Source organism: Ureibacillus sinduriensis BLB-1 = JCM 15800 (assembly GCF_000772955.1).
GTDB lineage: Bacteria > Bacillota > Bacilli > Bacillales_A > Planococcaceae > Ureibacillus > Ureibacillus sinduriensis.
Genome location: NZ_JPVO01000055.1, coordinates 161,491 through 180,921, shown reverse-complemented (window position 1 = coordinate 180,921; position 19,431 = coordinate 161,491). Strand labels below are relative to the sequence as shown.

Genomic DNA, 19,431 nt, shown 5'->3' with positions numbered 1-19,431 from the left:
TAATTAATGTTCTTTCAACGGTTATAACTCTCCCGCCTTAAGCTTTGCGTGCCATTCCTTTAAAAACGGGATATCTTGTTCCTTGATTGCCCCTGTTTCACTAGCTGCTTCCACTAAATAATCAAAGTTTGTTAATGAAACATATTTCACGCCCGCTTCTTCAAAGGCTTGCTCAGCTAGTGGTAGATTATATGTATATACGCACACAACGCCTACTACATCGCAGCCAGCAGCACGTAATGCTTCCACTGCTGTAATAGATGAACCGCCAGTGGAAATGATGTCCTCCACTACCACCACTTTTTGGCCTGGTGCGATTTTCCCCTCAATTTGATTGCCACGGCCATGTCCTTTTGCTTTTGATCGAACGTAAACCATTGGACATTCCAATACATCCGACACCCATGCAGCATGTGGGATGCCTGCTGTTGCTGTTCCCGCTACTACGTCTGTTTCCGGGAAGTATTCTTTGATGTTATGTGCAAGGCCTTGTGCAATTTGTTTACGAACTATGACATCAGAGATGGTTAACCTAGTATCACAGTAGATTGGGGACTTGATACCTGAAGCCCAAGTAAATAAATCAGTCGGATTTAATTCGACCGCCCCCACCTTTAACATTCCACGAGCGATTTCTATTTGTACTGCCATTTATTTTTCCTCCCATAATTCGCAAACTTTTTTATACGCCGCCAATGGGTCATCTGCCCCGGTAATCGCCCGACCCACTACGATGAATGATGATCCGCCTTTTCGGGCTCCATCTGGTGTAGCTATCCGTTTTTGGTCATGAGCTTCCCCACCAGGTAAACGTATACCAGGTGTCACCCGCAGAAACTCCTGCCCGCAACTTTCAGCGATTTGACCTGCTTCATGCACGGAACAAACAACCCCATCCAATCCGGCTTCCTTCGTAATACTTGCATAATGAAGAACGGAATCCAATAAAGTGAGGCTAATCTTCTGTTGTTGATTCATTTGTTCTTCAGTAGTGGAAGTTAGTTGCGTTACAGCAATTATTTTCGCACGTTTCTTGCCGGCTGGCGTCCCTGCTTCCAATCCTTCAAGTGCACCTCGCATCATCTCAATACCGCCTGCAGCATGCACATTGACTAAATCCACACCAAGACGGGCCAGTCCTTTCATGGCGGACTTTACTGTATTCGGTATATCGTGAAGCTTCAAATCCAGGAAAATATCATGGCCTTGTTCTTTTACCTTCTGCACAATACTCGGACCTTCTTGTAAATATAACTCCATTCCAATCTTTACAAAAATCGATTCGTTAAAATGATTTAAAAACTGAAATACTTCTTTTTCACCAGGAAAATCTAATGCTACGATTGGTTTTGTGTTCATTTACAGATGGCTCCTTCCGATGATCTCTTTAAGTCGTTTCACGCCAAGCTCTTCCAATTTACCCGGTAATTCTTCGATAATTTTTGGACAAACGAAAGGATCCACAAAGTTTGCAGTTCCGACAGCAACTGCCGATGCGCCGGCAGACATGAAATCGATTACGTCTTGTGCGTTTGTAACCCCACCCATGCCGATAATCGGAATGTTGACCGCCTTGTATACTTCATAGACCATGCGAATAGCAACTGGTTTTACGGCAGGTCCCGATAATCCGCCGGTTCCATTTGCAATTACAGGTTTTCCAGTCCGTTCATCCAGACGCATCCCGACCAATGTGTTAATCATTGTAATACCGTCTGCTCCACCTGCTTCGACCGCTTTTGCAATTTCAACGATGTCCGTGACATTCGGGGAAAGCTTCACATAAACCGGTACCTCCGAAACTTTTTTTACAGCTTCCACCAATTCCCTTGCGATAACAGGATCAGTACCGAAAGTGATGCCGCCATGCTTCACATTTGGACAGGATATATTGAGCTCCAGTGCCTTGACATTGGGAGCCGTTGATATTTCTTTGGCGACTTCTACATAATCCTCGGTAGTTGTTCCAGCAACGTTTGCAATAATCGGTACATCAAAGCGCTCCAAATACGGTAGTTCGTTTTTCATCACCTGTTCTAAACCAGGATTTTGCAAACCTATCGCATTTAACATGCCAGCCGCCGTTTCCGCAACACGGGGCGTAGGGTTACCAATACGCGTTTCGACTGTTGTCGCTTTGATCATGATCGCTCCCAATTTTGATAGATCATAGAGATTACTAAATTCCTTGCCAAAACCAAAGCAGCCTGAAGCCGGCATGATCGGATTTTTTACATCCAAACCTGGGAGATGTAAAGATAATCTACTCATAGGTCGACAACTCCTTTTGGGAAAACTGGTCCATCTGAACACACTTTTACATAATTCTTGTCCGATTGATCGGTCGTTTGGCAGATGCAAGCAAAGCAAGCACCAATACCACAGCCCATACGTTCCTCAAAGGAAAGGTAACCTTGTTTTTCGGGATAAAATCCTTCTAGAGCACGAAGCATTGGTAGTGGACCACATGCGTAAAACACATCAAATTCCGGTTTTAGCTCCTCCAACAAATCCGTTACAAAACCTTTTGTCCCTTTAGAACCATCGACTGTCACGAAATGAGTATCGCCCAGAGTAGTGAATTGATCTTCATAGAAGCATACCTGTTCTGTAGCAAAGCCGAACACATGGATGGTGCGAATCCCACGAGCGTTCAACTGATGCGACAGTTCATAGAGCGGCGGTACCCCGATCCCTCCTCCAACTAATAAGGCTGTTCCGCCTTCTCGTACAGCATCTACCGGAAAGCCATTTCCTAAAGGACCAAGGACATCAACTTCATCCCCCACTTGTTTTTGTGACAGTATACTTGTACCTCTTCCCTCAGCACGGTAGATCACGGTTGCTTCATTCGCTTCTTTATTAATATTCGCAATACTTATCGGTCGTCTAAGAAGTGGCTCAAAGCTGTCTGACACACGAATATGGACAAACTGTCCAGGATTCATGTCCTGAACAATTTGGCCTTGTAATGTAAGTTCAAAAATATGATGAGCAATTTCACTTTGACGAACGACAATCATTCGTTCTTGTTGAATCATTAATGAACTACCTCCGCTTTTGGCATTTCTTCTGCTGTAAATGTCATGGATTCAATTACTTCCAGCATCGCTTCGGCTGTATCAAGTGATGTTAAGCATGGAACACCATTTTCTACAGATTCGCGTCGAATTCGGAAACCATCACGAGCAGGCTGTTTTCCTTTTGTTAAAGTATTGACAACAAGCTGTGCTTGACCATTTTGAATTACTTCAAGCAATGTTTTTTCTTTCGATCCGATTTTTCCGACTACATCGGCATGAACGCCAGCTGCCGCAAAGGTTTTTGCAGTACCTTCAGTTGCCATAATGCGGTAACCAACTGTGTTGAAACGTTTTGCTAATTCAATCGCTTCTTTTTTATCTTTATCTGATACTGTGAATAGCACAGTTCCGTGAGTTTTAATTTCCATTCCTGCTGCAACAAAGCCTTTATAGAGTGCTTTTTCAAATGTTGCATCTTTCCCCATTACTTCCCCTGTCGATTTCATTTCAGGTCCCAACGTAATGTCCACACGGCGAAGTTTTGCAAAGCTGAATACCGGGACTTTTACAAACACCCCTTTTTGTTCTTTTGCCAATCCTGTTGGGTAGCCTTGTTCCAGGATTGATTGCCCAAGGATTGCTTTTGTAGCGATGTTGGCCATTGGTATGTTTGTTATTTTACTCAGGAATGGTACGGTACGACTTGAACGGGGGTTTACTTCAATAACGAAAATCTCCCCTTTAGAAAGGACGTACTGGATGTTCATTAACCCGACAATGTTTAAGCCCTTGGCTAGACGGGTTGTGTAGTCAACAATTGTTGCTTTTTGTTCTTCCGTCAGTTTTTGTGGTGGGTAGACCGATATCGAGTCGCCAGAGTGGACCCCAGCTCGTTCAACGTGCTCCATAATACCTGGAATCAATACATTTTCACCATCACAAATCGCATCCACTTCAATTTCTTGGCCCGTTAAGTATCGATCAACAAGAACAGGATGATCTGGAGAAGCTTCCACCGCATTTTCCATGTAATGCTCCAACTCTTGCTCGTTATAAACGATTTCCATAGCACGGCCACCAAGCACATAGGAAGGACGAACTAATACAGGGAAGCCCAGTTTTTTACCGATGGCGATAGCCTCAACAGTTGAAACAGCTGTTTCACCTGCAGGCTGCGGAATATCCAATTCACGCAAAGCTTGCTCGAATTTATCGCGGTTTTCCGCTCGGTCAATATCATCTAAGCTCGTTCCCAGAATCTTGACGCCATTTGCTGCTAATTTATCGGCTAAATTAATTGCCGTTTGGCCTCCGAATTGAACAACTACACCAATCGGTTTCTCTAAATCGACGATATGCATCACATCTTCAATTGTAAGTGGCTCAAAGTAGAGTTTGTCGGAAATCGAGAAGTCGGTTGATACGGTTTCCGGATTCGAGTTGATGATGATGGCTTCATATCCTGCTTCTTGGATCGCCCATACTGAGTGGACTGTCGCATAGTCGAATTCGACTCCCTGACCGATCCGGATTGGACCCGAACCCAATACAATCACGGACGGTTTCTCCGTTACAATGGATTCGTTTTCATCTTCGTATGTCCCGTAGAAGTAAGGTGTTGTTGATTCGAATTCTGCTGCACACGTATCAACCATTTTATAAACCGGCATGATGTTATGTTCTTTACGGTAGGCATAAATTGCATTTTCGTCAGTATCCCAAAGTTCTGCTATCTTTTTATCAGCAAAGCCTATACGTTTAGCTTGTCGCAAAATTTCCGCATTATTTACATTATCCGCTAAAGTTGTTTCCATTTTGATGATGTTTTGCAGTTTATTCAAGAACCAAAGATCGATTTCAGACCACTCATGGATTTTCTCGATTGTAACCCCGCGTCGCAATGCTTCCGCAATAAAGAATAATCGCTCATCCCCGGCTTTACGGATACGTTTTTCAATCCAGTTGTCGCTATTTTCTTCTGCATGCTTTAGCTCGATATGGATATGCCCCGTTTCAAGAGAACGTACTGCCTTCAAAATGGCTTCTTCGAAATTGCGTCCTAATGCCATTACTTCCCCGGTTGCCTTCATTTGTGTCCCTAAATTACGTTTTGCAGATTCGAATTTATCGAATGGCCAACGAGGAATTTTTGCAACAATGTAATCCAGAGCCGGCTCGAAGTCTGCATACGTTGAACCTGTCACAGGATTAATAATTTCATCCAAAGTTAAGCCAACTGCAATTTTTGCCGCAAGCTTCGCAATTGGATAGCCAGTTGCTTTGGAAGCTAGTGCCGATGACCTTGATACACGCGGGTTTACTTCGATTACATAATAGTTGAAGCTATGGGGATCTAACGCTAGTTGTACGTTACAGCCACCTTCAATTTTTAGCGCACGGATAATATCCAATGAAATATTGCGGAGCATTTGATATTCGCGATCAGACAATGTTTGGGATGGTGCTACGACGATGGAATCCCCTGTATGAATCCCGACTGGGTCGAAGTTCTCCATGTTGCAGACGACAATCGCATTATCGATTGAATCACGCATCACTTCGTACTCGATTTCTTTGTAGCCCGCAATCGATTTTTCAAGCAAACATTGTGTTACGGGGCTATATTTCAATCCGCTCGTCACAGTTTCTTCCAGCTCTTGGTCGTTCGAGCAAATCCCGCCGCCTGTACCGCCAAGCGTGAAAGCAGGTCGCACGATTACCGGGTAGCCAATTTTTGCAACAAAGTTTTTCGCTTCCTGTAAGTTATGGATAATGTCGGATTCCGGTACAGGGGCACCCAATTCATACATTAAATTTCGGAATAAATCACGATCCTCCGCTTTATGGATGGCATCCAGTTTTGTACCTAAAATTTCAATATCCAGCTCATCCAAAATCCCGGAATTATTTAATTCAATGGCCATATTCAAGCCAGTTTGGCCGCCAAGTGTTGGTAGGATTGCATCTGGGCGTTCTTTACGTAAAATACGGGACACAAATTCCAGTGAAATCGGTTCTAAATATACTTTGTCTGCAATTTCAGTATCTGTCATGATTGTGGCAGGATTCGAGTTGATCAATATTACTTTGTAGCCTTCCTCTTTCAAAGAAAGACAAGCTTGTGTACCTGCATAGTCAAATTCTGCTGCCTGGCCAATAACAATCGGGCCAGATCCAATTACTAAAATAGTTTCAATATCTGTACGTTTAGGCATGTTGTTTCCCTTCCTTTACATGTGATTCCATCAATTCAATAAATTCGTCAAATAGGTGGTTGGAATCTTCCGGCCCAGGAGAAGCTTCTGGGTGATATTGCACCGTGAATACTGGATGTTTCTTATGGCGTAATCCTTCGATTGTACCGTCATTTAAAGCAATATGCGTTACTTCCAGGTCAGTGCCTTCCAACGAGCTTTCGTCCACTGCATATCCGTGATTTTGAGAAGTGAGCTCTGTTCGGCCAGTACGCAAATCCTTCACTGGATGATTACCACCACGGTGACCGAATGGAAGTTTGAAGCTTTTCGCCCCGCTGGCCAAAGCAAATAATTGGTGCCCCAAACAAATTCCGAAGATTGGCACTTTTCCGATTAGATTGCGGATTGTTTCAATACCCTCCGTCACATCCGCTGGGTCCCCAGGTCCGTTTGAAAGCATAATGCCATCCGGATGCCACGCTAAGATTTGTTGTGCCGAAGTGTTGTATGGTACTACAAGTACATCACAATCGCGTTTGTTCAACTCGCGCAAAATCCCATGCTTCATACCGAAATCCATCAACACAACACGTTTTCCTCGCCCAGGACTAGGATAAGCAGCTTTTGGAGAGACTTCTTTTACATGATTTCTAATAAGTGGGGTTGCTTGCAAGCTTGCTACTACTTCTTCAATGTTTACTTCGGCATCAGATGCCGTCAGCATAGCTTTTACAGCACCTTTCGAACGGATAATTCTCGTTAGCTTACGTGTGTCAATCCCTTCGATTCCCGGGATATCTTGTGATACTAAATAATCATTCAATGAAAGATCGCTCCGGAAATTGGACGGCTCTTTTGCAAGCTCGCGGCAAACCATCCCACGAATAGCTGGAGTAATGGATTCAAAATCATCACGATTAATGCCGTAGTTACCAATTAACGGGTAAGTAAATGTAATAATCTGTCCATAAAAAGAGGGATCTGATAATGTTTCTTGATATCCCGTCATCCCTGTTGTAAATACTACTTCACCTTGCGAAGCTCTTTCGCTACCGAATGCGTAGCCATTAAATACTGTTCCATCTTCCAAAATCAATAAACGCTTTTTCATTATTTTGCCTCCTCGTAAACGATGTCGCCTTCAACCATAGTCAATACCGGCCAACCTTTTGCCTTCCATCCGGCAAATGGGGTATTACGTCCTTTTGTTGTAAATTCTTCTGGATTTATCATTTGTTCTTTCGTTAGATCAATTAATACCAAATCCGCAGTTGCACCTTCTTCTAAAGTTCCATATGGAAGATCAAAGATTTGTGCTGGTTTAATTGTCATCCAATCGATTAATTGCTTTAATGTCCATTTCCCGGTCTCTACGAATCTTGTATATAAAAGCGGGAATGCTGTTTCGAAGCCTACAATTCCAAACGGGGCACCAACCATTCCACAGCATTTTTCTTCAACTGTGTGTGGTGCATGGTCTGTTGCAATACAGTCGATTGTTCCATCAAGTAGTGCGGCGTGCAAGGAATCTTTATCCTCGGAAGCCCGTAGTGGTGGGTTCATTTTCCAGTTGGCATCGTCACTAGGAATATCCATTTCTTCCAATAGAAGATGATGTGGACAAACTTCCGCTGTAACTCGAATGCCCGCAGCTTTTGCATCTCTTACAGCTCTTACGGATTCTTTCGTCGATACGTGGCATACATGATAGCGGGCACCAGCCGCTTCAGCCAGCAATACGTCCCGGGCAATTTGAACCGATTCACAAATCGATGGGATCCCGGGCAGTCCCAGTTCTTTATTTCGTTTTCCTTCGTGCATTACCCCATCGTAGATCAAGGAGTTATCTTCGCAATGCGCCACAACGACCATATCGAGCTTTGCGGCACTCTGCATTTGTTCGTACATAGTAGAAGCAAGCTGCACACCCACACCATCATCCGAGAATGCAACTGCACCACCAGCTTTAAGGGCGCTTAAGTCCGTCCGTTCATCACCGGATTGTGCTACCGTCAATGATCCATAAGGCAGAACCCGCACTTTTGCACTTTGTTCAATTAAGCTATTTATCAATTGCAAATTTTCAATTGAATCAGGCACCGGTTTCGTATTCGGCATGGCGCAAATTGTTGTGAATCCACCTTTTGCTGCAGATGCCGTACCTGTCGCGATCGTTTCTTTATGTTCAAAGCCAGGCTCACGTAAATGAACATGTACATCCACAAAACCTGGAGCCAGCAAGTTTCCGTTGCCATCAATTATTTCCGCACCATCAGGCTGTTCCCCGCCCAACTCCACGATGCGGCCTTCAACGATTGTCACTGTTGTGTTCACTAATTCACTTTGTTCGTTTAGTCGTTTTACATTTTTAATATATTTTGTCATGTCTATCTTCCTTCCAGGAGAGTCTCTAGTATCGCCATTCGGACAAAAACACCATTTCGAACTTGATCAAAAATCCTTGAGCGTTCACATTCAACTAGCTCTGATACAATCTCTACATCTCTATTGACCGGCGCAGGATGCATGATAATGGCGTTTTTTTTCATTTTCGCTTCCAGTTCAAATGTCAGACCGTATTGCTCATGATAACTTTCTTTTGAAAAGCTCTTATTTACAACATGGCGTTCGTGCTGGATTCGCAAGAGCATCACCACGTCACTATCTTCTATAAGTCCATCCCAGGAGTGATATGACTCGAAATCCCCCGCCCACTCTGGTGGGCATAAGAAACGGACGTTAACACCGAGTCGCTTCAGTGCGGTTGCATTCGACTTGGCAACACGACTATGAGAGATATCGCCTACGATTGTTATATTCAACCCTTCAAATGAGCCGAATTCCTTATGTATCGTATATAAATCAAGCAAACTTTGCGAAGGATGTTGACCAGCTCCGTCTCCAGCATTGATCACTGCTACATTGATCCCCTCCAGAAGTTCGTTATAGTATTCATCTTCTTTTGCACGAATGACCACTGCATCCATACCAATCATTTCAAGCGTCTTTACCGTGTCATACATTGTTTCACCCTTTAAGGCACTTGAAAAATCAGCGTCAAACGGGATTACCGTGCATCCGACTTTTCTTTCAGCCATCTCGAAGCTTGTTTTCGTTCTCGTACTTGGCTCAAAGAAAAGATTTGAGACATGATAGGATTTTGTTAATCTGGACAATTCACCATCTTCAAACTGTTCAGCACGTTCTATGATCCTCATAATATCTTCATTTGATAAATGTTCCATTGATAATAAATTTTTCACTTGTTTTTTCCTCCTAATTCCCGGTTTTCTTTAGAAAACTCGTTTACTAAATCCTTCTTAGCAGAAAAAATGCCTCGCAAAGTTGATTCGCGAGGCTAGGAGGTATGACAAGCTAAGGTACCTCAATACTGATGTACCCACTTGCCAAATTCCCCTTCTTTGCCTCTCTGGACAATTCATTAAAAGGTAATATTATTCTTCTAATAATGGTTCTTTATTATCTCTTCCTGGTAAGATTAGGTTTAAAACAACTCCGACTATCGCCGCAAGTGCCATTCCTTCAATCGAGAACGTTGCATTGAATCGAAGTGCAGCCCCACCTATTCCAACGACAAGAATGACGGAAGCAATCACCATGTTGCGGCTGTTACTAAAATCGATGTTGTTTTCGACCAACATGCGCAGACCACTTGAAGCAATTATCCCAAATAACAAGATCGAGATTCCTCCTAGTACAGCTGTTGGTATCGTTTGTACTAGAGCCATCGCTTTTCCAAGGAAGGAGAACAAAATGGCCAATACTGCTGCACCAAAGATGACATACACTGAAAATACTCTCGTGATGGCAAGTACCCCGATGTTCTCGCCATATGTAGTTTTGGGAGGTCCACCAATCAGGGCACTGACGAATGTTCCGATTCCATCACCAAGTAAAGATCGATGTAACCCCGGGTCTTTTATGTAATTTCTGTTAACGACTTTTCCCAATACTAATTGATGGCCGATATGTTCTGAAATTGTGACAATCACGATTGGGACCATTGCCAGTAAAATCGTTGATGTTACTTTGAACTCATAATCCACACCAGGAATTAAGAAGTTCGGCAGTGCAAACATTTTTGCTTCCGACACCGGAGTGAAATCCACAATCCCGATGATTGCCGAGTAAATATACCCTACGATTAACCCTAGGAGGATCGGCATTGTACTTAGGATATTTTTAAAAAATACAGTGAATATAATTGCCGCAAACAGAGTAACCAGTGCAGCTGTAAAATGTTTGAAGCTATATTCTCCATTTATGTTCATTGCCATATCAACGGCAGTTCCAGCCAATCCGAGTCCAATCACGATAATAACCGGGGCTACTACGATCGGTGGCAATAAACGCATTAACCATTTATAACCTGTTTTCCATATTAGTAAGGAAACAATTCCATATACGAGCCCCACCGCCATGGCTCCTATCATTGCATTCCCAGGGTTAACGCTTGCTCCATTCCCATCCAGACCGCCGGCAGCAATTAAAATCGGTGCAATAAAGGCAAAGGATGAGCCTAAATATGCCGGCACTTTAAATTGCGTGATGAGTAAGAAGATGATCGTCGCTATTCCACTCGTTAGCAATGCGATTGCCGGACTTAATCCTACTAACTGGGGCACTAAAATTGTTGAACCGAACATTGCAAACATATGTTGAAAGCTTAGCGTAACGAGTTGGCCAGCTGTTGGCTTTTCATTGATGTCCAAAACCGCTTTTGACATGTCTTTTCCCTCTTTTACCTGTTAATCTAGTTTGTGAAGTGTCACGTTATCTTCATGGTCGACTTCCGTTAAGCGAACAACGATTTTTTCAGTGCCGGAAGTAGGGATGTTTTTTCCAACATAATCCGCACGAATCGGCAATTCACGATGACCGCGATCGACAAGCACCGCCAGTTGTATATGTGAAGGCCGTCCTAGATCCATTACTGCATCCAATCCTGCCCTTACTGTACGACCTGTATATAAAACATCATCTACCAAGATAATTTTTTGATTTGTAACGACATAATCAATATCAACTTGTTGTACAAGTGCTTCACCATTCGCATTTTTTGTTGAAAGATCATCTCGATATAAAGTAATGTCCAATTCTCCTGTACGAATCGGCTTGCCTTCAATTTTCTCGATTTTTTCAGCCAGCCTTCTCGCCAAAAAAGCACCGCGTGTTTTAATCCCTACCAGAATACATTCGTCAATCCCTTTGTTTTTTTCGATGATTTCATGTGCAATTCTTGTTAAAGCCCGATTCATCGAAGGTCCATCCAAAAGTTCTGTAATTTGTCCCATTTCTTTTCCTCCTTTCCAATTTGGATTTGCCAGTTTCAAGCAGTCATAAGAGTGGTTTAGCTCCCAAAATAAAAACCTCTCAAAGCCAATGCTTTAAGAGGTTGGATTATACGTGTTGAAATTGCATGTTTGGACATTTTTTGCACTATACATATAGTGATGCTAACTTTTCCTAAAATTTAAGTAGTAAAAAACCATCCTACAAAAATTGAATAAAAAAGTGCATAGCCATTCCATAACATTTCTACAAGTACCTTCTCAGCCTCTCTGGACTGCCATTAAAGGTGAAACTATTCGATTTGATATTAGTTGCCCATCTCTGTGGGCTATTCACTGTTGTTAGTATAGTCTTCATATAGTTTTAAGTCAATATTATTTTATAAATTATTAGAAAAAAGGAGATGCCCCATATCGAGACACCCCCCTTTTTGCATTGAGAGCATTTGCGCCATTCATTAAGAACTCGTTCTGAAGCAATTAATTGCCTTGCCGTAATTCTTCCAATAATGCAACATAGTCAGCTGGAAGTGGAACTTCAAACTCTAAATATTCTTCCGTTGCCGGATGTACAAACCCTAATACGCCGGCATGCAATACCTGTCCACCGAAATCAATTGTTTTCTTCGGTCCATATTTCGGATCACCTGCAAGTGGATAACCAATATAATTCATATGGACACGAATTTGATGCGTGCGCCCTGTTTCAAGACGACATTCTACAAGGGTAAAATCGCCAAGTCGTTCCAATACACTGAAATGGGTTACGGCATGTTTGCCATTATCGACGACTGCTTGTTTTTGACGATCTTTTGGGTCTCGTCCTATAGGGGCATCAATCGTTCCTTTATCATGTGCAATATGACCGTGAACCAAAGCCGTATACTTGCGGGTAACTGTCTTGTTCACAAGTTGGTCAACAAGCGAATGGTGGGCTTGGTCATTTTTGGCAACCATCAATAAGCCCGATGTATCTTTATCAATACGGTGCACAATACCTGGTCTTAAAATTCCGTTGATACCCGATAAATCTTGACAATGATGCATCAAGCCATTGACTAATGTACCTGTTAAGTGGCCGGGAGCAGGATGTACAACCATTCCCTTCGGTTTGTTCACAACGAGTACATCTTTGTCTTCATAAATAATTTCCAGGTCCAAATCCTCCGGTATTACTTCCAAACTTTCCGGATCCGGTACATCGACTTCAATGACATCACCGGCTTTGACCTTGTATTTCGCTTTAACATCTTCACCATTTACTTTAACAATCCCGTCTGTAATCCATGAAGAAATCTGGGATCTCGACCATTCTTCTTGAATCGTTGAAAGCGCTTTGTCAATACGCTCTCCTGCATTTTCTTGTTCAATTGTAATCGTGACAACTGTCATTATTTCACCTTTTTCTTTTCATTCCGTTCTTCTTTGAGCATCACTAAAATAAGCATAATAACTGAAATCGTTAAAGCTGCATCAGCAATATTAAAAATTGGGAAGTCATAATTAATAATCGGGATTAGTACATCAACAAAGTCAACAACTTCTCCTCTGAAAATACGATCGATAAAATTACCTAACGCACCACCCAATAAAATCATTAAACTGATTCCAAAGGCCGGCTTGCCTTTTGCTTCTTTATGGAAGTAATAAATAATACCTGCAATCACAATCAATGTGACAATCGTGAAAATCCACATTTGTCCTTCCAACATTCCCCATGCAGCACCCCGGTTACGGTGGGATAAAAGACCAAACCATGGATCCCAAATCGTGATGCGATCTCCAAGCTCCATATTTTTTACAATTAACCATTTCGTCCACTGATCTAATACTAAAACAAGAGCAGCGATAGCATAGTATTTATACACAGTATTCCCCCATTTGACCATGATCTTTACCTTTTTTTCAATTCAAATGAATCATTCGGCAAAGATTATAAGAATTATCCTATACTATCCTAACATGGAATAGGCGATAGTAGGAACTAAAGACCAACAGTTTTCATGTTTTTCGGCCAGTGCGAAAAACAACCGCTCCCGATAACGAGAGCGGTGATACATTTGCATTTTTTAGGCTTTCAAAAATCGACGTCCAATATGCGCATAAATTCGCCACATATCTGTCAACCCGGGAAATCAGACACTAAACGTAATGTTTCTCCACTACATCAGCACAACGGCTACATAAAGTTGGATGTGACGCGTTTTGCCCTACAGTTTCAGAATATGACCAGCAACGTTCACATTTTTCTCCGCCCGCTTTTTCAACAACAATTGAAGTCTTCTCTAAAACAAGCGCCGTTTCAGGGGCAGTTTCTTTACCTGTTACTACCTCAAGTTGGGAAATGATGCAGCTTTGTGCAAAGTTGACTGCTGGATCATTTAATAATGCAGCAACATCCTCACTTGCAAAGATAGTCAGTTTTGCTTCTAGTGATTTACCGATTATCTTAGCATTACGTGCTTCTTCAAGAGCTTTTAGAACGTCATCACGCACGGCAATAACTTTTTCCCATTTTGCACGAAGCTCTGGGAAGTTGCTATGCTCGTCAAGTTCCGGGAAGTCTGTTAATTGCACTGATACTTCCTCTTCGTTTAAGTAGGACCATAATTCATCTGTCGTATGCGGCAAGATTGGCGTCAACACTTTCAACAAAGTTTGGAGAGTATCATACATCACGGTTTGCATTGCACGGCGGTCATGATTATCTTTTCCTTCAATGTAAACAACGTCTTTTGCTACATCCAAGTAGAATGCAGATAGTTCCACTGCAACAAAATTATTGATTGTATGATAAACAGATGCAAACTCATAACGATCATACGCACTACGCACCGTTTTTAATACATCTTGAAGACGCATATACATGTACTGATCCATTTCACGCAAATCATCGTACGCTACACGGTCTTGTTTAGGATTGAAATCAGAAACGTTACCGTGTAGGAAACGTAGTGTATTCCGGATTTTACGGTATACTTCCGAAATTTGTTTTAACATATCCATTGAGATCCGTACATCCCCAGTATAGTCGACCGAAGCCACCCATAAACGAAGGATATCCGCACCATATTGATTCATTACTTTTTCAGGAATGATCACGTTTCCTAATGATTTACTCATTTTACGTCCATCGCCATCCAGAACAAATCCGTGCGTTAGAAGTCCTTTGTAAGGTGCATAGCCATTAATTGCAACAGATGTAATTAAAGAAGAGTTGAACCATCCACGGTGCTGGTCAGAACCTTCCAGATATAAGTCAGCAGGATATTTCATTCCACGCTCAACAAGTACACCTTGGTGGGATGAGCCAGAATCGAACCATACGTCCATAATGTCAGTCTCTTTCGAGAAACGGCCGTTTGGACTTCCTGGGTGTGTAAATCCTTCTGGAAGCAAGTCTTTTGCGTCCCATTGGAACCAAATATTTGACCCGTGTTCACGGAATAATCGTGATACATGGGAAATTGTTTCAGGTGTAATAATTTCTTCACCATTTTCAGTGTAGAATACCGGAATCGGAACACCCCACGCACGTTGACGTGAAATACACCAGTCCCCACGGTCACGAATCATATTATAAAGTCGCGTTTCACCCCAAGCCGGTGTGAAAGTTGTATCTTCAACCGCTTTCAACAGTTCATCACGGAATGCTTCCACTGAACAGAACCATTGGGGTGTCGCACGGTAAATTACCGGTTTTTTCGTACGCCAATCATGTGGATATGAGTGCGTAAAGAAGGAAAGCTTCTCCAGTGCACCGGCTTCTTTCAACTTTTCTGTGACAACTTTATTGGCGTCGTTATAGAACAACCCTTCAAATCCAGGTGCTTCATTTGTATAGCATCCTTGGTCATTGATCGGGCTTAAAACTTCTAGGCCATACTTTTTACTAACAATGAAGTCATCTTCCCCGTGACCCGGAGCTGTATGAACACACCCTGTACCTGCATCAGTTGTTACATGATCTCCTACCATGATCAACGAATCACGATCGTATAATGGGTGTTTTGCGATGATGTATTCAAGCTCCTGCCCTTTAACTTCCTGAATAACCTGTGGATTTTCCCATTCAAGTGTTTCGGCTACATTCGCCAACAATTCTTTTGCAATGATAAATTTATTTTCATTTACAGCCACTACTACGTATGTGATTTCAGGATTTAGAGAAATCCCCAAGTTTGCCGGAATCGTCCATGGAGTTGTTGTCCAGATAATGAATTTTGCGTCTTCAGGCACAACACCTTTTGCATCCTTAATACTAAAACTTACATAAATTGAAGGCGATTTAATATCTTGATATTCGATTTCGGCTTCAGCCAATGCTGATTCTGAAGAAGGAGACCAATAAACCGGTTTTAGACCTTTGTAAATATAGCCTTTTTCAGCCATTTTTCCGAATACTTCAATTTGGCGTGATTCAAATTCCGGTTTCAGTGTAATATAAGGATTCTCCCAATCCCCACGAACCCCTAAACGGCTAAATTGCGATTTTTGGTTCTCTACTTGCTCATATGCATATTTTTCACATAACTCACGGAACTCGGCAACTGTCATTTCTTTGCGTTTTACACCCTTGTTTGTAAGGGCCTGCTCAATCGGTAAACCGTGCGTATCCCAACCCGGTACATAAGGTACATGGTAACCGGTCATTGAACGATGGCGTGTAATCATATCTTTCAATACTTTGTTTAAAGCATGCCCGATATGGATATCTCCATTGGCATATGGAGGTCCATCATGCAATACGTAATGCGGACGATCTTTTGTACGCTCCAAAACCATTTTGTAGATGTCCATTTCGTTCCATTTTTCTTGCATTTTCGGTTCATTCGCCGGTAAATTTCCGCGCATTGGAAAATCTGTCTTCGGCATTAATAACGTATCTTTGTACTCTACCATTTTAAGTCCTCCTAAATTTTATATTCCTTCATTATAAACGACCCGTATGTTTGCTAATAACTACATTAAGCATTAAGCCAAATAAAATCCCGACCAAGCTTACCGATTCAACACACTCAATGACTGGATGATGTAAATCATGGTGCGATCCACAGTATAACTTTCTGAATGAATATGGATCGAATATATACGGGAAGGCTTATAGTTATTTTCACAAAAAAAAGCAACTCATCCCAATAAAGGGACGAGTTGCTATAACTCGTGGTACCACCCTAATTTGCAATCTAATCGTACGGTTAGATTACCTCTTAGACACTTTAACGCTAGTGTATACGAAACCACTTACTAAAAAAGCAATGATGCTTTTAAGTTCAGTAATTTTGCTCAGGAGTGATTTTCTTTTTTGAATGTTTGTTCGAGCTTGCACCATCCCCGAATCGCTTTAGCCACGTTCAAAAAATACTGTCTCCGTCAATGCAGTTATGAAGCCAATTTTTGATTGTTGTGATATCAGTATATGGAAACTACTTATTTACGTCAAGTAAAAACAGAACTAGAGAAGTTTATTTAACTCTTCAGGCGTTAGTTCGATTTCATCTGTTTCTCTTCTTGCATGTTTTTGAATTTCCGTTAGACCGACATCATATTGCATCAAGTGGTCCCAGTCATCCGTACTCAAAAGATCCAATTGAGCTTCCACCAACATTTTAAAGCGGTTGCGGAATACTTTCGACTGTTTTTTCAACTCATCAATCTCGATTGCAATTTTGCGCGCTTTGCCTAGTGCTTCATTGACGATGCGGTCTGCATTTTTCTCTGCTTCCTTAATAATGAGCTTCGACTCTTGCTGGGAATTGCGACGCACCTCTTCAGCAGCTTCTTGGGCAACGACGATAGATTTTTGCAATGTCTCTTCCAGCGTATTATAATGACTCATCTGTTCGGTCATCGTTTTAATCTTCTCTTCCAGCTCTTTTTTTTCACGAAGGATAATTTCATAGTCCTTAATAATCTGATCCAGAAATTCATTCACTTCGTCTTCTGCATAACCGCGGAAGCCTCTAGTAAATTCTTTATTATGTATATCAAGAGGTGATAATGGCATGTTCAACACTCCTTTTCGTTTCAAATATCTTTCTCTATTATACAGCTCGACACGCCACTTGACATCAAATTTCGTAAATTTTCAGTAGGATCTACTGTTTTTGCTCTAATCTGCCCACTTGCAGTCGGATTTTATCCTTTTTTGTTCGGCCTTCTGTCATCATGACTTTAATTCGGCCATACCCTCTTGCTGAAAGCACATCCCCTTCTTGCACTTCAAATGAAGTATCCTCTCTTACCGTCCAATTCACTTTGACTTTTCCTGCTTTTATCAGACTTTGAGACTTTTGTCTTGATATATTCGCAACTGTTGCCAAGATGACATCCAATCTCATGGAAGAAACAGTGTAGGATTTTTCAAACCATTCTTCTGTCAAAGTGATTAATTCATCCTCTGCTTCAATCTGTTCAATTTTAACTTTTGATTTCCCAATTGACGTTAAGTTGGCTTTTATATAATCTTGCACTTCCCCTGCAACCGCGAACTGGATAGTTTCCCCTTCTATACGAATATCCCCAAACTTATTGCGCCCCATCCCCAAAGACAATAATGCCCCTAAAACATCTGGGTGTTTCAGTTGCACAAATTTGGCGGGATAATGAATCGAGAAGAAGGAAATCTGGAAATCATCCAAAGAGGGTTCAAAGTAATTTGGGCAAATAAAAAGTCGTTCGCGCTCTGCTTCATGGAAACCTCCAAAGGTGAGTATTTGCAGGTCACTTTGTTGGCCGATAATCGACGAAACAATAAATCGTTCCCGCGGATCAAGGAAATCCGTAAGCTTTGGTGCAAAACGGTCCTCTACTTCCCGTTGCCAGCCAATCACTTTTTCTATAAACGTTTGTTCGTCTTTTCTAAAATGCTGAATTAAATGCTCCATCTCCGAAAGCCTCACTCTTTACTATATTACTTGTACACGTTATTAGTGTTCCAAAATTTGAAATTTTTAATGTATGGATAAACTCCCACTTTTTTCGTGATAAAAAAACCCCCACATTCCGTAGGGGTTATGTCCTATCCGATCATAGTTGAAAGATTCAGTAGAACAATTCTTACGCCTCGTTCGATAAAGTTTAATAATAAAATCCCGATGATTGGCGAAAAATCAATCATACCAATCGGAGGAATAAACTTTCGGAAAAAGCCTAAATATGGTTCGCATAATTTAGCCAATAATCGGCCAAATGAAGACTCTTGGGCAGCCGGGACCCAAGACATGAGAATGTACACGATTAGCATGAACGAATAGATCGAAAATGCGATTGATACTATTGACATAATAGATTGCAGCATTTAGTTTGATAACCCTCTCTAGATTAAGATTTTTTTGAAAACAGTTACCGGGTGATATTTTTTCTTATGTACGTGTTAAACAGAGGGTAACTCCATCCCAAAATAAGGAATGAAGTTAGGATTCCTCAGAAAAATAATTTGAGATTTCACCAGATACCTCTACATTTTCTGGTGTGCACAAGAATATATCAGTACCTATCCGTTGAATATCTCCGCCTAATGCGTAAACTGTGCCACTCAGGAAGTCGATTATTCGAATTCCAGCCTCTCGGTCAATCCGTTGTAAATTCACGATAATGGCGCGTTTGTTTTTTAAGTGTTCCGAAATATCCTGAGCTTCTGCATATACACGTGGCTCGGCAATAACTACCTTTGAATTTTTCAACGAATTCGCAGCTTGTAAACTGACAACATTTCGAGGTGATTGTGATGGTGCTTCTACCTCCACAACTTTTCTTTCCTTTTTGATGCGCGATTTGGATAATGGTTGCTCTTTTGGAAGGTTCGCCGGACTTGGAGCGTGCACTTCTACTGCCTCTTCATCTTCCTCTAGGTAAAAGAAATTTTTGATTTTGTTCTTCATGCTCATTTAGTAATCC

17 protein-coding genes and 1 other annotated feature are annotated in these 19,431 nt (G+C 41.8%); all 17 genes read right to left on the bottom strand.

From position 1 onward, the window contains the following. Window positions 1-21: 21 nt before the first annotated feature. Window positions 22-651, bottom strand: coding sequence for an orotate phosphoribosyltransferase (gene pyrE, locus CD33_RS16835; protein ID WP_036202823.1), 630 nt, complete (start codon window positions 649-651; stop codon window positions 22-24). Continuing rightward, a complete protein-coding gene (gene pyrF, locus CD33_RS16830; protein WP_036202820.1) occupies window positions 652-1,359 on the bottom strand; it encodes an orotidine-5'-phosphate decarboxylase in 708 nt (235 codons plus the stop codon). Continuing rightward, window positions 1,360-2,271: a dihydroorotate dehydrogenase gene (locus CD33_RS16825; protein ID WP_036202817.1), complete on the bottom strand. Its 912-nt coding sequence runs from the start codon at window positions 2,269-2,271 to the stop codon at window positions 1,360-1,362. It lies immediately after the preceding gene. After that, window positions 2,268-3,041, bottom strand: coding sequence for a dihydroorotate dehydrogenase electron transfer subunit (locus CD33_RS16820; RefSeq protein WP_036202814.1), 774 nt, complete (start codon window positions 3,039-3,041; stop codon window positions 2,268-2,270). Before CD33_RS16820 ends, CD33_RS16825 begins: the two co-directional genes overlap by 4 nt. Then, complete coding sequence (gene carB / locus CD33_RS16815; RefSeq protein WP_036202811.1) at window positions 3,041-6,238, bottom strand: carbamoyl-phosphate synthase large subunit; 3,198 nt, start codon at window positions 6,236-6,238, stop codon at window positions 3,041-3,043. The genes CD33_RS16820 and carB overlap by 1 nt, the downstream gene beginning before the upstream one ends. After that, complete coding sequence (locus CD33_RS16810; protein ID WP_036202808.1) at window positions 6,231-7,331, bottom strand: carbamoyl phosphate synthase small subunit; 1,101 nt, start codon at window positions 7,329-7,331, stop codon at window positions 6,231-6,233. Before CD33_RS16810 ends, carB begins: the two co-directional genes overlap by 8 nt. Continuing rightward, on the bottom strand, window positions 7,331-8,605 hold the full coding sequence (pyrC, locus tag CD33_RS16805; protein ID WP_036202805.1) for a dihydroorotase: 1,275 nt from the start codon (window positions 8,603-8,605) through the stop codon (window positions 7,331-7,333). Before pyrC ends, CD33_RS16810 begins: the two co-directional genes overlap by 1 nt. A gap of 2 nt (window positions 8,606-8,607) precedes the next feature. Continuing rightward, window positions 8,608-9,483, bottom strand: a complete 876-nt coding sequence (locus CD33_RS16800; protein WP_140422924.1) for an aspartate carbamoyltransferase catalytic subunit — start codon at window positions 9,481-9,483, stop codon at window positions 8,608-8,610. Window positions 9,484-9,675: 192 nt separating this feature from the next. Continuing rightward, entirely contained in the window at window positions 9,676-10,968 is a 1,293-nt protein-coding gene (locus CD33_RS16795) for a solute carrier family 23 protein (protein ID WP_036202803.1), read from the bottom strand. Between the two features lie 21 nt (window positions 10,969-10,989). Further along, on the bottom strand, window positions 10,990-11,535 hold the full coding sequence (gene pyrR, locus CD33_RS16790) for a bifunctional pyr operon transcriptional regulator/uracil phosphoribosyltransferase PyrR (protein WP_036202800.1): 546 nt from the start codon (window positions 11,533-11,535) through the stop codon (window positions 10,990-10,992). Window positions 11,536-12,012: 477 nt separating this feature from the next. Beyond that, window positions 12,013-12,924: an RluA family pseudouridine synthase gene (locus CD33_RS16785; protein WP_036202796.1), complete on the bottom strand. Its 912-nt coding sequence runs from the start codon at window positions 12,922-12,924 to the stop codon at window positions 12,013-12,015. Continuing rightward, the gene (gene lspA, locus CD33_RS16780) at window positions 12,924-13,400 is read right to left on the bottom strand and encodes a signal peptidase II (protein ID WP_036202792.1); all 477 of its coding nucleotides are present in this window, start codon (window positions 13,398-13,400) and stop codon (window positions 12,924-12,926) included. The genes CD33_RS16785 and lspA overlap by 1 nt, the downstream gene beginning before the upstream one ends. 274 nt (window positions 13,401-13,674) lie before the next feature. Beyond that, window positions 13,675-16,434, bottom strand: coding sequence for an isoleucine--tRNA ligase (gene ileS, locus CD33_RS16775; RefSeq protein WP_036202789.1), 2,760 nt, complete (start codon window positions 16,432-16,434; stop codon window positions 13,675-13,677). A gap of 237 nt (window positions 16,435-16,671) precedes the next feature. After that, window positions 16,672-16,918: a binding site (T-box leader), on the bottom strand. A gap of 69 nt (window positions 16,919-16,987) precedes the next feature. After that, complete coding sequence (locus CD33_RS16770; protein ID WP_036202786.1) at window positions 16,988-17,539, bottom strand: DivIVA domain-containing protein; 552 nt, start codon at window positions 17,537-17,539, stop codon at window positions 16,988-16,990. Between the two features lie 91 nt (window positions 17,540-17,630). Further along, on the bottom strand, window positions 17,631-18,419 hold the full coding sequence (locus CD33_RS16765; protein ID WP_036202785.1) for a YlmH family RNA-binding protein: 789 nt from the start codon (window positions 18,417-18,419) through the stop codon (window positions 17,631-17,633). 134 nt (window positions 18,420-18,553) lie between these two features. Further along, a complete protein-coding gene (locus CD33_RS16760; RefSeq protein ID WP_036202782.1) occupies window positions 18,554-18,832 on the bottom strand; it encodes a YggT family protein in 279 nt (92 codons plus the stop codon). Between the two features lie 115 nt (window positions 18,833-18,947). After that, window positions 18,948-19,421 carry a cell division protein SepF gene (locus tag CD33_RS16755; RefSeq protein WP_036202780.1) on the bottom strand — a complete coding sequence of 158 codons (474 nt, stop codon included), beginning with the start codon at window positions 19,419-19,421 and terminating at the stop codon, window positions 18,948-18,950. Window positions 19,422-19,431: the final 10 nt, after the last annotated feature.

Coding starts and splice junctions, on each gene's coding strand:
- pyrE (WP_036202823.1), bottom strand. CDS start 651: ATGGCAGTACAAATAGAAATCGCTCGTGGAATGTTAAAGGTGGGGGCG.
- pyrF (WP_036202820.1), bottom strand. CDS start 1,359: ATGAACACAAAACCAATCGTAGCATTAGATTTTCCTGGTGAAAAAGAA.
- CD33_RS16825 (WP_036202817.1), bottom strand. CDS start 2,271: ATGAGTAGATTATCTTTACATCTCCCAGGTTTGGATGTAAAAAATCCG.
- CD33_RS16820 (WP_036202814.1), bottom strand. CDS start 3,041: ATGATTCAACAAGAACGAATGATTGTCGTTCGTCAAAGTGAAATTGCT.
- carB (WP_036202811.1), bottom strand. CDS start 6,238: ATGCCTAAACGTACAGATATTGAAACTATTTTAGTAATTGGATCTGGC.
- CD33_RS16810 (WP_036202808.1), bottom strand. CDS start 7,331: ATGAAAAAGCGTTTATTGATTTTGGAAGATGGAACAGTATTTAATGGC.
- pyrC (WP_036202805.1), bottom strand. CDS start 8,605: ATGACAAAATATATTAAAAATGTAAAACGACTAAACGAACAAAGTGAA.
- CD33_RS16795 (WP_036202803.1), bottom strand. CDS start 10,968: ATGTCAAAAGCGGTTTTGGACATCAATGAAAAGCCAACAGCTGGCCAA.
- pyrR (WP_036202800.1), bottom strand. CDS start 11,535: ATGGGACAAATTACAGAACTTTTGGATGGACCTTCGATGAATCGGGCT.
- CD33_RS16785 (WP_036202796.1), bottom strand. CDS start 12,924: ATGACAGTTGTCACGATTACAATTGAACAAGAAAATGCAGGAGAGCGT.
- ileS (WP_036202789.1), bottom strand. CDS start 16,434: ATGGTAGAGTACAAAGATACGTTATTAATGCCGAAGACAGATTTTCCA.
- CD33_RS16770 (WP_036202786.1), bottom strand. CDS start 17,539: ATGCCATTATCACCTCTTGATATACATAATAAAGAATTTACTAGAGGC.
- CD33_RS16765 (WP_036202785.1), bottom strand. CDS start 18,419: ATGGAGCATTTAATTCAGCATTTTAGAAAAGACGAACAAACGTTTATA.
- CD33_RS16760 (WP_036202782.1), bottom strand. CDS start 18,832: ATGCTGCAATCTATTATGTCAATAGTATCAATCGCATTTTCGATCTAT.
- CD33_RS16755 (WP_036202780.1), bottom strand. CDS start 19,421: ATGAGCATGAAGAACAAAATCAAAAATTTCTTTTACCTAGAGGAAGAT.